This is a genomic window from Collinsella sp. AM17-1 (assembly GCF_003470665.1).
Lineage (GTDB): Bacteria > Actinomycetota > Coriobacteriia > Coriobacteriales > Coriobacteriaceae > Collinsella.
Map to the genome: position 1 here is coordinate 1 of NZ_QRJZ01000001.1, position 13,390 is coordinate 13,390.

The window sequence follows — 13,390 nt, forward strand, 5'->3', positions numbered from 1 at the left end:
GGTGCCCTACCGGGAGTAGCCCCGACGGTTGACAAAACTATAGGAACACCCAATGACTATTTATCCGGACTGCTAATTTGTGCGGGCTGTGGTTTTGTGACCTGCTGATATTAAAGATACTGTACAACTGTACGTTAACTAATCTTCGTAGTATATTGCTACCCGCAAAACTCAATACCATTGTGCTTCGAGACGCTAAAGCGCCTACGTACAATGGTTTTTGATAGTACGATTTGATTCAACGACAGGATGGATGGTCCAAGCGTGAGTCTCGGCAGCAAACTATCCAACGCAAAGGTCTCCTTTGCGATATTTAAGCGCGACATTAAGCGACTGCTTATGAACCCCGTCGCCCTGGTGGTTACCTTGGGCGTGTGCGTCATTCCCTCGCTGTATGCCTGGTACAACATCGTGGCAAACTGGGATCCGTACGGAAACACCCAAGGTATCAAGATTGCCATCGCCAACAACGATCAGGGCACCCAGAATGACTTGGTGGGCGAGCTCAATGCAGGCGATAAGGTGGTCGACCAGCTCAAGGAAAACGATCAGCTGGGCTGGACCTTCGTCGACTCGGCTGCCGATGCCAAAGAGGGCGTCGAGAGCGGGGAATACTACGCGGCGATCGTAATCCCCAAGAACTTCTCCGACAATCTTGTCTCGATGCTCGATGGCAATTACCATCAGCCGAAGCTCACCTATTACGTCAATGAGAAGAAGAGCGCCATTGCGCCCAAGGTCACCGATACCGGTGCCAACACCATCGAGGAGCAGATCAACTCGGAGTTTGTCTCCACGGTGGGCGAGACTGTTGCCAGTATCGCCAAGGATGCCGGTGTCGATTTAAAGGACAAGGCAACCCAGACTCAGGACTCGCTGACAAGTTCGGTGTCCGAGGCATCCGACACCTTGGGTGAGGTGCGCGATTCGATTGGCGATATGAATGCCGCCATCGATAAGACGAGTGGCGCTATCGCCTCGGCTGATGCGGCGCTTGCCGGCTTGCAAGGTCAGGCACCGTCGCTGACGCAGGCAATCTCCCAGGGCAACGACCTGCTGGGCGAGGCTCGCGCCACGGCGGGCAACTCTATCACCTCGCTCTCCAAGGCACTCTCGGAAGGTAGCCTTGCACTCACCAAGACGTCAGCCTCCGCGAACGCTGCGATTGGCAAGCTAACGGGTACGGTCACATCTACGACCACCCGCATCGACAACTCGCTCGAGTCTCTCCAGGCGACGATCGATCACAATAAGGCCGTTATCGGGCACTTGGAGATTCTCGTTAATGACACGTCGACAGGTTCCGAGGAAATTGACGCGCGCATTGTATCGACCATCGATTCGCTTCGCGAGCAAAACCAGAAGCTGCAGAGCATCAAGGATGGCCTTTCTGCACAGTCGAGCGCCATGGCAAACGACGCTACGGCAATCTCGAACGCGAGCAACGCACTCAACGCGGCAATTCAGACCGGTACGGCTAACCTCGGTCAGGCTCAGACCGATCTGGGTCAGAACGCACTTCCGAAGGCTTCGAGCGCGCTTGACTCCTTTGCCGCCGTTTCGGGCGATTTGACCGGCATTGTGTCGGGTATGACCCCCACGATAGCGAGCGCGCGCGGCACGCTGGCGCAGCTCGACGCCACGCTCAAGCAGGCAAAGACCACGCTGTCCCAAACCGACGCCTCCCTTGCCAAGGTTCAGGACAAGCTCGCGACCGCCGCCAATGACATTGCGGCGCTGCAGACCTCTGAGTCTATGGGCGAGTTAGCCGTCCTCATGGACGTCGACGTCAATGACGTGGCAGATTTCATGGCATCTCCGGTTGAGCTGACGTCCAAGTCAATCTATCCGGTCAAGAGCTTTGGCTCGGGCATCGCGCCCTTCTACACCAATCTGGCGCTGTGGGTAGGCGGCTATGTGCTCATCGCTATCTATAAACTCGAGGTCGACCGCGAGGGCATCGGTAGCTTTACGGCGCGTCAGGGCTACTTTGGCCGCTGGCTGCTGCTGGTGATCCTGGGTGCGTTGCAGGCCATCATCGTTACGGTGGGCGACCTGGTCATTGGCGTTCAGTGCGTCAATCCGCTGCTCTTTGTACTGGGCGGCATCGCTATTTCGTTCACCTACGTCAACATCATCTATGCGCTGTCCACCACGTTTAAGCATATCGGTAAAGCCATTGGCGTCATCCTCGTCATTGTGCAGATCCCCGGCTCGTCGGGCATGTATCCCATCGAGATGATGCCCGGCTTCTTCCAATGGCTGCATCCGCTGCTGCCCTTCACCTATGGCATCAACCTGCTGCGCGAGACCGTCGGTGGCATGTATTCGTTCAACTACCTGTTCAACCTGTGCATCCTGGGCGTGTTCCTTGCCATCGCACTCTTTATTGGCTTGCAGCTGCGTCCGCTGCTGCTCAACCTCAACCTGCTCTTTGACAAGCAGCTTTCCACGACGGGCCTCATGATCTGCGAGTCCAACGACCTGCCGCGCCAGCGCTATTCGCTGCGCACGGCCATGCGCGTCATGCTCGATTCGGATTCGTACCGTCGCGAGCTGCTCGATCATGCCGTGGCGTTTGAGCATCGCTACCCGTACTACATCAAGGGCGGTTTTGCCGCCGTGGTAGGCGTGCAGGTTCTGCTCTTTGTGCTTTCGACGGTGCTCGATATCGACAATAACGGCAAGATCATCCTGCTCGTTATCTGGATCATTTCGGTTATCGCCATCTGCGGCTGGCTCATCAACATCGAATACATCCGTGCGAGCCTCAATACCCAGATGCGTATCTCGGCGCTTTCGGACGAGGACCTTCGCCGCGAGATGCGCGAGCACACGGCTGCCATCCCTGCCGCCCGTCGCATGTTTGGTCTCAACGCCAGCGAGCGTGGCGCCAAGGGAGGCGAACAGCCTACGAGCCGTCTGTCGCATATCGGTGCGCATCGTAAGGCTCAAGATGCCGACGGCGCTGACAACGTAAACGGAAACGACGGGGACACCACCTCGCTTGGCAAGCACTCTAAAGGAGGTGAGGCATAAATGAAAAACATCCTGCACCTGTTTAAGCGCGATGTCCAAAACGTGTCTCGCTCCGTGATCGGCATGGTCGTCGTGATGGGCCTGATCATCGTGCCATGTCTCTATGCATGGTTTAACATCGCCGGAAGCTGGGATCCCTACGGCAATACCGGCAACCTTAAGATTGCAGTGGTCAACACCGATGAGGGTTACGAGAGCGATCTGATTCCCGTCGAGGTCAACGTGGGCGAAAACGTAACCGCCACCCTGCGCGGCAACGAGAACTTCGACTGGGTCGTCCTCAACGACCGTGATAAGGCGATTGAGGGCGTTAAGTCGGGCGCGTACTACGCTGCCGTCGTTATCCCTAAAACGTTTAGCGCCGACATGATGACGCTTTTCTCGACCGAGGTGAAGCACGCCGATATCGAGTTCTATGAGAATCAGAAGGCCAACGCCATCGCACAGATCGTGACTGAAAAGGGTTCGAGCGCCGTCCAGAGTCAGGTCAACGAGACCTTTACCAAGACCATCACGACCATCGGCCTTAAGACCGTGTCCAGCCTGCTCGACTATATGAGTACCGACCAGGTGAGCAGCTTTATCGCCAATCTGTCCTCGACGCTGGGCGATTCGGTCGAGGACCTGCAGGACGTTCAGGCGAGTGCGACGTCGCTCGCGGGCATTTTGAGCTCCACGTCCGATTCACTGACATCGGCGGGCGGCATGCTCAAGCAGACGGGCACCGTTGATGAGTCGACGAAGCAGCTGATGGAGCACGCCAAGAGTGGCATCAATGATTCCAAGGAAGCGCTCAAGGCCGCCAACGATGCCGTTGACGCGGCGATTGACGGAAGCGCGGGCTCGTTCGACAACGTGTCCGCCGAGCTTGCGAAGGCATTCGATGCCGCGAATCAGCATGTTGACCTTACGGTGTCTCAGCTCAACGAAGCCGCAGCGGCGCTCAATACGCGTGCTGACGATATCGATGCGATGACCGATCAGCTCCGTAACCTTGCCGACCAGGTGAGTGATGACAAGCTCAAAGACGGTCTCGAGTCCGCTGCGACGTCGCTGGGCAGAATTGCCGTGGAGTACCGCAACAATGCGAAGGACCTGACGGCGACCGCAAAGTCCCTTTCGGACGGCATGGCGGAGGTCAACAACTCGCGTGCCGAGGTCGACCAGGCCATCGCCGATGCCAAGGCGGGTATCTCGGGAGCCAAGTCCGACTACGATTCCACGTTCTCGGTTAAGGCCAAGGAGCTCAAGAAGACCATTTCGGGCGTTCTGGATTCCCTGAACGGTATCTCGGGTGACTTGGATAGCGCCGTGAGCGGTCTGACCGACGCCTCTGGCTCGCTCGCAAAGGGCCTCTCCAAGGCTGCGACGCTGGTCAACAAGGCTTCCGATCAGCTGGGTGAGGCATCGGACAAGATCAGCGCCTTTAAGGACGAGCTCGATGGCGCCCTGATGTCGGACGACCTTGCCACGATCAAGACGATGATCGGCAACGATCCCGAGGGTTTGGCCGTGTCGCTTTCCGGCCCCGTCGCGCTCGACCGCAAGCCGGTCTATCCGATCCGCAATTACGGTTCGGCCATGGCGCCGTTCTATACGATTCTGTCGCTGTGGGTCGGCTCGATCGTGCTGGCGGCCATGATGAAGGTATCGGTTGACGATGAGCTCATCAACGAGCTGATCCCCGTGCGCCTGCACGAGATCTACCTGGGCCGCTACCTGTTCTTTGGAGGTCTGGCCCTGCTGCAGGCGACACTCGTGTGCGCGGGCGACATCCTGTTCTTTGGCATCCAATGCGACAACCCGCTGCAGTTTGTGCTGGCGGGCTGGGTCGCGAGTCTCGTGTTCTCCAATATCGTCTACACGCTCACGGTTTCGTTTGGCGATATCGGCAAGGCGCTCGCTGTCGTGCTGTTGGTCATGCAGGTCGGCGGTTCAGGTGGTACGTTCCCCATCGAGATGACCGGCCCCGTGTTCCAGGCGATCTACCCGTTCCTGCCGTTTACCCACGGCATCAACGCCATGCACGCCGCCATGGCTGGCGCCTACCATATGGAGTACTGGGTTGAGCTGGGTATCTTGGCGAGCTATCTGATTCCGTCGCTGGGCCTGGGCGTCGTCTTCCGCCGCCCGGTCATCAAGGCCAACGACTGGATCATCGAAAAGCTGGAGTCGACCAAATTGATTTAGCGCGACAATGTGGCGTTGACGGAACATCGAGGCCTTCCGGCTCGACGCTTTAGTTGAGTGAATTGCATGAGCTGCTTGGTTGTTGCTACAGTAGCGGGGCGTGCCGGGGGTCCGGCGTGTCCCGTTTTTATTTGACCATGAGGCGGCACGCAGCCATACGCGTGCGGACACCACGCCCAGATTGAGTGCGAGGATGTTCCATGGCCCAATACGCTGCCAACGAAATCGAAAACATGCCCGATAGCCCTGTAGCCCGTGAGGATTTGGGCGCGGGTGGTATTCCCCGGGGTGCCGGCGCACGCTCGCCGTTGTTCTGGAAAGTTCTACTGCTTTCGGTGGCGATTATCTGGGGCTACTCCTTTACCACTATGAAGGACGCACTCGACACCATTCCGGTGTTCGAGCTGGTCTATGTTCGCTTTCTCCCGGCTTCGCTGGTTATGTTCGCCATCTTCCGCAAACGCATCATCGCACACTTTAATGTTCGCAACCTTATCGTCGGGCTTGGTATGGGCGCACTTATGTGGGGCGCGTACGGTTTGCAGACGATCGGCCTGGCACAGACCACGGCGGGCAAGAGCGCTTTTTTGACCGGCACGTATTGCATCCTTGTGCCGTTTGCAAGCTATGTCCTGAGCGGTGAAAAGCTTACCCGGTATAACCTGGGTGCAGCGTTGTTGTGCCTGGCGGGTATTGGCCTGGTAGCGCTCGATAGCGTCGAGTTCAATGCCGGCGATGTTATTACCTTGGGCGGCGCGATCTTCTTCGCCATCCAGATGGCGGTGACTGCCAAGTACGGTCGCAAGATGGATATCAACGTCATCACGTTTTGGATGTTTGTGGGCAATGGCGTTTTGAGCTTAATCACGTCGCTACTATTCGAGACTCAGGCGCCTCTGTCCGTGTGGACGCCGAGTTTTATCGGCGTGATGGTCTTCCTCTCGGTGGGCTGCACGTGCGTGGCACTGCTCGTCCAAAACGTCGGTCTGGCGCACGTCCCGGCCTCGACGGGCTCGTTGCTTCTTTCGATGGAGTCGCCCTCGGGTGTGCTGTTCTCGGTGTTGTTGATGGGGGAGGCGCTCACCTCGCGCCTGCTTGCCGGCTTTGCGCTCATCTTTTTGTCGATTATCTTGAGCGAGACGCATTTCGATTTCTTGCGCCGAAAATCTCGCCCGCAATTGTAAACAACTTGTTGCGCCGCCCTCCCAGGGCGGCGTTTTTTATGTCATGCCCTTACAGTTGTGCCTTGCACTTTACGCTGTCAAAGTGCGTGCTGCAAAAACGTTACTGGAGGGCATCTATGGCACCAGCTCTGTCCGATCTTCAACCGCAACCAGCGCCGCAGGCTACCACAGCGGCGCAGACCGCTATCGGCGATGGCCTAGTCAAAGAAGCCCAGGCATTTGCCGGTGAGCTTGCCGCATGGCGACACGATCTACACCAGATGCCCGAGCTGGGTAATAGCCTCCCACAGACCTCTGCGTATATCCAAGCGCGCTTGACCGAGATGGACATCCCGTTTGCCACGCTCGTCGATGGTTCCTGCGTTGTGGGCCTTGTCGGCGCCGGTGCCGCCGCGGCCCAGGGCAATGGCGTCTGCACGGACGAACAAGCCGGTACGGTTATCATGCTTCGCGGCGACATGGATGCCCTGCCCGTTGCCGAGGAATCGGGCGAGCCCTTTGCATCCACCAACGGCTGCATGCACGCTTGTGGCCACGATATGCATGCGACGGCGCTGCTCGGCGCGGCCCGTTTGCTCAAGGCCCGCGAGGCCGAGCTTGTCGACGCCAATGCCACCGTCAAACTGCTGTTCCAGCCGGGTGAGGAGACCTTTGAGGGGGCACGCGCTGCCATCGCCGACGGCTTGCTCGAGAACCCGCGTCCTCAGGCAACTTTTGCCATGCACGTCAACAGCCAGTCGCCGCTCGGCCTAGTGCTCTATGGGAGTCCGGCGCTCTCGGGCGTGTACGGTTTCCGCATCACGCTGCAGGGCAAGGGTGGCCATGGCTCGAGCCCCGAGATTTGCATCGACCCCATTACGGCGGGCGTGCATGTGCACCTAGCGCTCCAGGAGCTTATCTCCCGCGAGGTGCCGGCGGCCAAGGAAGTTGCACTTACCGTTGGTAAGTTTGCCGGCGGTCAGGCTGCCAACGTCATTCCCGACACCTGCGTGCTCGAGGGAACGCTGCGCGGCTTCGATGTCGAGCTCATGGCTCATCTCAAGGAGCGTATCGCCGAGGTCGTCAACGGCGTTGCCGCAACATATCGTACGCCGGCAACCATCGAGACGCTTTCGGACGTTCCGCCGCTCGTGCTCGACAGCGATATGACCCAGGCCTCGCTTGGCTACGTGGGCGCGGTGCTGCCCAAGGCTGCCTTCCTGCCGCTATTCCACGCCATGGCGAGCGAGGATTTCGCACTTATCTCGAGCGAGATCCCAAGTGCGTACTTTACGGTGGGCGCGGCCGTGACCGATACGGACGAGCATTTTGCCCAGCATCATCCCAAGGCGCGCTTTAACGATGCCGAGCTTCCCCTCGGCGCCGCGGCTTATGCCGCCGTCGCTCTCGGATACATTGCGGACCACAAGGAGTAATCCATGTCCCAGCAACGTAAATTTTTCCCTGGCTGGTTCGTGGTGGCCTCTGGCTTCGTGATCATGGCCACGTGCTACACCATTTTCGTCAACTGCATGAGCCTGTTCCAGCCGCTCATCGTCAGCGACTTGGGAATTTCTCTTGCGCAGTACAACATCTCCAACGCCCACGATCGCTGCGTCTAAGCAGTTTGGCATGGCCGACCTGGGTAAGGCAGCGGGCACCATTACCTCGCTCGAGATGGTCGGCGGCACCGTGGACGCCATCGTCTCGGGCGTGCTGTTCGATGCCACGGGCTCCTTTGCGAGCACCTGGATTGTATGCCTGGCGTGCTCCGTGGTCATGCTCGTGTTCCTGCTGGCATCCGAGCCCATTGCCGCCAAGCTGCGCGCGAGCGCGGCGGGAGAGTAAGGGCGCTGCCGCGTTTGCCGGCTCACCCTGATCTGCCCGCGGCGGTCTTGGGAGCCGAATGGATGCTCGTACCATCATTCGGTTTCCAAGGTCGCCGCAGGTCAAAGGACGGTCCGCTTTCCTTCGTCCCCAGCAGATCATGTGACCCGAAGGGGTCGGAGGAAAGCGGATCAGCTGTCGCGGCGGTGCATCTGGCCGAACGAGTCCCCATACCCTCGTTCGGTCAGATGCACCGCCGCGGTTTGAGTTTGTGCCGTATAATGACCACTACCTATGACGCGATACAAAAGAAAGGTGTTTGCCCATGCAGGCACAGAAGGCGGAGGGAACCCGCGACCTTATCGGCGCCGAGATGCGCGCCTGGCAAAAGATGCAGCAGATTGCGGCCGGCGTGTTCGAGCCGTTTGGTTTTAAACCCATCGAGACGCCCGCGATCGAGCAGGTGGACGTGTTTGTCCACGGTATCGGCCAGTCGACCGACGTCGTGCGCAAGGAAATGTTCCGTGTGTTCAGCGGTGCCAACCTGGAGCGCGTCTTTACCGAGGGCACCGACACCAAACTCAAGCCCAAGCAGCGCCTAGCACTTCGCCCCGAGGGCACGGCCGGCGTGGTGCGCGCCGTCGTCGAGAACAATCTGGTGCCCCAGGGCTCCACGCCGTTTAAGGCGTACTACGCCGAGGCCATGTTCCGCGGCGAGCGTCCCCAGAAGGGCCGCCTGCGCCAGTTCCACCAGGTGGGCATCGAGTGGCTCGGCGCTCCCGATCCGGCGGCAGATGCCGAGTGCATCATCATGCTCATGGAGTTCTACAAGCGCCTGGGCTTCGATCTTTCCAAGCTTCGTCTGCTCATCAACTCGATGGGTGACGCCCAGTGCCGTCCGGCTTATCGCGAGCAGGTTAAGCAGTTCATCCTCGATCACGCCGACGAGATGTGCGATGAGTGCCGCGAGCGCGCCGAGCTCAACCCGCTGCGTGCCTTCGACTGCAAGAACGACCACTGCCGCGAGATCATGGCCGAGGCTCCGCTGATGGGTGACAACCTGTGCGATGAGTGCCGCGAGCACTACGAGCAGGTCAAGCGCTATCTGGATGCCGCCGGTATCGAGTATGTCGAGGATCCCACCTTGGTGCGCGGCCTGGACTACTACACCCGTACTGTCTTTGAGGTCGAGGCCCCTGGCGCCGGCGTCGGCTCCATCGGCGGCGGCGGCCGCTACGATGGCCTGGTCGAGCTCGAGGGTGGCAAGCCCACGGCGGGCGTCGGCTTTGCTGTCGGTTTTGAGCGCGCCCTGCTGGCCCTGCAGGCCTTTGGCAGCGATTTGGGTGCCGATGAGGCCCCGTGCGTCTATGTCGCCAACGCCGGCAAGGAGCTGCGTCAGAACGTCTTTGCCATTACGCAGGAGCTTCGCGCCGCAGGGATTGTGACCGAGGCCGACTATCAGGGTCGTTCGCTCAAGGCCCAGTTTAAGCAAGCCGATAAGGTAGGCGCCAAGCTCATCTTGGTCCTGGGTGGCGACGAGCTTGCCGCCGGCAAGGTCAAAGTGCGCGACATGCAGAGCCATGACGAGGTGCTCGCCGATCTGGACAACGTCGTCGAGGCGGTTCGCGAACGCCTGTAGCGCATCTCTTTGAGCTTCGGGCCTGCTAACGTGCCCTGCTCATGGAGAGCGATTGTTACGGGGGTGTTTCGCTTTTATGCGGAATGCCTCCGTTTACGTATGCCGCCCACCGAGAAATACGACCATTTAGGGCAAAAACCTTTGCAATGCAGAAAATACTTTTGTGTGGTAAAGCGCAATCAGTGTCGAAAGTATTTCTCAAGCGCCTATAATGAATACCGCATGTTACGTGCATAGAAGGAGGAATGGGAGGAAACGTGGCTGAGAACCTAAGCAACCAGTCTGTACCCGAAGCCGCGGCGCGCGTCGCTGCCGTGGTCAACCGCCTCGTTAACCGAATCGGCTCGAATGCCGAGTCCAGGGAGCGTCTCGCCGAGATCGAGATCCCCGAGGAGCTGCGCGACAATCTGGCGCTGTTCTTGCGCCTGGAGCGCCGTGTGCTTAGCGAGTATGATCCCGAGATCGCGGACCTGTTCGACAAGATTTTGACAGCCGAGATTGTGGTCAATGCCGGCAACCCCGGTACCTGCGCTGCCGACGAAGCCGTCGACGAGCAGGGCGTGCCCACCGCCGACGAGCCCACTGCCGTGGCATTTCGTGAGGTCGTCGATTTGATCGACAGCCTGCCGCTCGATAAGCAGCAGGTCATTGTCCGCGCCTTTACGAGCTTTTTCCATCTGGCAAACCTGTCGGAGGAGAACTACCGTGTGGCGCAGCTGCGCGAGCGCGAGGCCGGTGCGTCGACCGATACCGAGGTCGATCCTGCCAACGAGCTTACCGTTGCCTATCACCAGCTGGTGAATGAGCTGGGTGTCGAGGGTGCCAACGAGCTGCTCGACAAGCTCGAGTTCCACCCTGTCTTTACCGCACATCCCACCGAGGCCCGTCGTAAGGCCGTCGAGGGCAAGATCCGCCGTATCTCCAACCTGCTGGAGGAGCGTCCGCGTCTGGGCGGCTCCGACCTGGTGGAGAACGAGCGCCATATGCTGCAGGAGATCGACGCCCTGGTGCGTACGAGCCCCATCGCGCTCAAGAAGCCCACGCCGGTCGAGGAAGCCGATACCATCATCGACATCTTCGATAACACGCTGTTCGACGTTATCCCCGTTATCTATCGTCGTTTTGACGATTGGGTGCTGGGCGACAAGGCCGGTACTGTGCCGCCGCTGTGCCCGGCGTTCTTCCATCCCGGCAGCTGGATCGGTTCCGACCGCGACGGTAACCCCAACGTCACCGCCAAGGTGAGCCGTGAGGTCGCCGCCAAGTACTTTACGCACATGGTGCTCAAGCTCGAGGACAAGTGCCGCCACATCGGCCGCAACCTCACGCTCGAGGCTACCTACAGCAAGCCGTCGGCCGAGCTCATTAACCTGTGGAACCATCAGGTCGAGATGAGCCCTCGGTACACGGCCCGCGCCGAGCTGATCTCCGAGCACGAGCCGCATCGCGCCGTCATGCTCGTCATGGCCGACCGTCTGAACGCCACCGTGCGCCGTATCACCGACACCATGTACCACAGCGCCGACGAGTTCCTGGATGACCTGCGCGTCGTCCAGCGTTCGCTGGCCGCCTGCGGTGCCGTCCGTGCCGCCTACGGCCCGGTCCAGACCATCATCTGGCAAGTCGAGTCCTTCGGCTTCCATATGGTCGAGATGGAGTTCCGTCAGCACTCCGTGGTGCATGCCCGCGCCCTCAAGGATATCCACGAGAACGGTATCCATGGCGACCTGCAGCCCATGACGCGCGAAGTCATCGATACCTTCCGTGCCATCGGCTCCATCCAAAAGCGCTACGGCAAGAAGATGGCGCACCGCTACATCATCTCGTTTACCAAGAGCGCCCAGCATGTGGCTGACGTCTTCGAGCTGGCCCACCTGTCCTTCGCACACGAGGAAGATGTCCCCGAGCTCGACGTGATCCCGCTATTCGAGCAGCTCGAGGACCTCGAGGGCTGCGTCGACGTGCTCGACCAGATGCTTACGCTGCCCGTGGTGCAGAAGCGTCTTGCCCAGACCAACCGCCGCATGGAGGTTATGCTGGGCTATTCCGACTCCTCCAAGGACGCCGGTCCTACCACGGCCATGCTCGCGCTGCATTCCGCGCAGGAGCGCATTGCCAAGTGGGCCGAGAAGAACGATATCGACCTGGTGCTCATGCACGGTCGCGGCGGTGCCGTTGGCCGTGGCGGCGGCCCGGCCAACAAGGCCGTGCTGGCGCAGCCCAAGGGTTCGGTCAACTGCTTCTTTAAGCTCACCGAGCAGGGCGAGGTCATCTTTGCCCGTTACGGCAACCGCACGCTGGCTCAGCGCCATGTTGAGTCCGTTGCCGCCGCAACGCTTTTGCAGTCGGCCCCGAGTGTCGAGAAGACCAACACAGAGACCACGCAGAAGTTCTGGGATATGGCCGAGAAGCTTAACGCTGCAAGCCACGAGCGCTATCTGGACCTGCTGAACACCGAGGACTTTACACCGTGGTTCTCGACCGTGACGCCGCTGACCGAAGTCGGTCTGCTGCCGATCGGCTCGCGTCCCGCTAAGCGCGGCCTGGGCGCCAAGTCGCTCGACGACCTGCGTACCATTCCGTGGATCTTCAGCTGGAGCCAGGCACGCATTAACCTGGCCGCTTGGTACGGCCTGGGCACCGCCTGCGAGCAGCTTGGTGACCTTGACCAGCTCAAGGCTGCCTACCAGGAGTGGCCGTTCTTCCGCACGTTCATCGACAACATCGAGATGTCGATTGCTAAGACCGATCAGCGCATTGCCAAGATGTATCTACACCTGGGCGATCGCCAGGATTTGTCCGAGAAGGTCTTCACCGAGATGCAGCTCACGCGTAAGTGGGTCCTTGCCATCGTCGGTGACGAGTGGCCGCTGCAGCGTCGTCGCGTGCTCGGCTGCGCCGTTCGCGTGCGTAACCCCTATGTCGACGCCCTGTCCATCGCCCAGGTCCGCGCCCTTCGTGAGGTGCGTATGAACCAGGACGAGATGGCCGAGGAGAAGAAGGCCGAGTACATGAGCCTGATTCTTTCGACTGTGACTGGCGTCTCGGCAGGATTGCAGAACACGGGGTAATCGATAGCCCTGTAGTCGTCCGGGCCCGCCATCAGTTTACTTTTAGGCACGTCCTCGGACATGCAAGAAGCCCTCGCTGCGCACTTCGTGCGGCGAGGGCTTCTTGCGTCCTGCGGAGTGTGCCTAAAAGTAAACTGATGGCGGGCCCTGCGATGTCCGGTCTTCGGCGGATTACTGCTGGGGGAATAATGGCGCGCTTCGCGCGTTTGGAAAGGGCTTCGTGCTGCGGAATGCATTCGGAGGGAAACCCATCGGGTCCCTTCGTCCTCGGTCTTCGGGGATTAAAGCTGATGAAAATAAAGTGCGCTACGCGCGTTTTGGATGGGGTTTATCTCGGTGGCGCATTTGGCGCTTCTCGCCTTATGACTGTTGCGGCCGCGGTCCCGTTTGGGATCGCGGCCGTTTTGTTGTGGGTCAAATATGAACGTTGTGTTAACGACTCGGTGGACGGTGGTGTTTTT

9 protein-coding genes are annotated in these 13,390 nt (G+C 59.6%); 8 read left to right on the forward strand and 1 reads right to left on the reverse strand.

What is annotated here, in order from left to right; genetic code table 11:
• The first annotated feature begins 264 nt into the window (after positions 1–264).
• From DW195_RS00005 to DW195_RS00040, 8 genes are all read left to right on the forward strand, one after another.
• Positions 265–3,039, forward strand: a complete 2,775-nt coding sequence (locus tag DW195_RS00005; RefSeq protein ID WP_233540766.1) for a YhgE/Pip domain-containing protein — start codon at positions 265–267, stop codon at positions 3,037–3,039.
• Positions 3,040–5,229, forward strand: coding sequence for a YhgE/Pip domain-containing protein (locus DW195_RS00010; protein WP_118205172.1), 2,190 nt, complete (start codon positions 3,040–3,042; stop codon positions 5,227–5,229).
• Positions 5,230–5,429: 200 nt separating this feature from the next.
• Positions 5,430–6,413: a DMT family transporter gene (locus DW195_RS00015; RefSeq protein WP_118205174.1), complete on the forward strand. Its 984-nt coding sequence runs from the start codon at positions 5,430–5,432 to the stop codon at positions 6,411–6,413.
• A gap of 116 nt (positions 6,414–6,529) precedes the next feature.
• Positions 6,530–7,828, forward strand: a complete 1,299-nt coding sequence (locus tag DW195_RS00020; protein WP_118205176.1) for a M20 family metallopeptidase — start codon at positions 6,530–6,532, stop codon at positions 7,826–7,828.
• Positions 7,829–7,831: 3 nt separating this feature from the next.
• On the forward strand, positions 7,832–8,014 hold the full coding sequence (locus DW195_RS00025) for a hypothetical protein (RefSeq protein WP_117640028.1): 183 nt from the start codon (positions 7,832–7,834) through the stop codon (positions 8,012–8,014).
• Positions 8,015–8,024: 10 nt separating this feature from the next.
• Complete coding sequence (locus tag DW195_RS00030) at positions 8,025–8,240, forward strand: hypothetical protein (protein WP_118205178.1); 216 nt, start codon at positions 8,025–8,027, stop codon at positions 8,238–8,240.
• A gap of 304 nt (positions 8,241–8,544) precedes the next feature.
• Entirely contained in the window at positions 8,545–9,858 is a 1,314-nt protein-coding gene (gene hisS / locus DW195_RS00035; protein ID WP_117640032.1) for a histidine--tRNA ligase, read from the forward strand.
• Positions 9,859–10,115: 257 nt separating this feature from the next.
• Positions 10,116–12,929: a phosphoenolpyruvate carboxylase gene (locus DW195_RS00040; protein ID WP_369831629.1), complete on the forward strand. Its 2,814-nt coding sequence runs from the start codon at positions 10,116–10,118 to the stop codon at positions 12,927–12,929.
• 281 nt (positions 12,930–13,210) lie between these two features.
• Here the strand turns inward: DW195_RS00040 and DW195_RS10545 are convergent.
• Positions 13,211–13,390, reverse strand: a 180-nt coding sequence (locus DW195_RS10545; RefSeq protein ID WP_233540767.1) for a hypothetical protein, incomplete at its 5' end; no start/stop codon positions are given.

Bases quoted from the DNA above. Each gene is read 5' to 3' on its own strand.
- DW195_RS00020 (WP_118205176.1), top strand. From the start codon at position 6,530: ATGGCACCAGCTCTGTCCGATCTTCAACCGCAACCAGCGCCGCAGGCT.
- hisS (WP_117640032.1), top strand. From the start codon at position 8,545: ATGCAGGCACAGAAGGCGGAGGGAACCCGCGACCTTATCGGCGCCGAG.
- DW195_RS00015 (WP_118205174.1), top strand. From the start codon at position 5,430: ATGGCCCAATACGCTGCCAACGAAATCGAAAACATGCCCGATAGCCCT.
- DW195_RS00010 (WP_118205172.1), top strand. From the start codon at position 3,040: ATGAAAAACATCCTGCACCTGTTTAAGCGCGATGTCCAAAACGTGTCT.
- DW195_RS00025 (WP_117640028.1), top strand. From the start codon at position 7,832: ATGTCCCAGCAACGTAAATTTTTCCCTGGCTGGTTCGTGGTGGCCTCT.
- DW195_RS00030 (WP_118205178.1), top strand. From the start codon at position 8,025: ATGGCCGACCTGGGTAAGGCAGCGGGCACCATTACCTCGCTCGAGATG.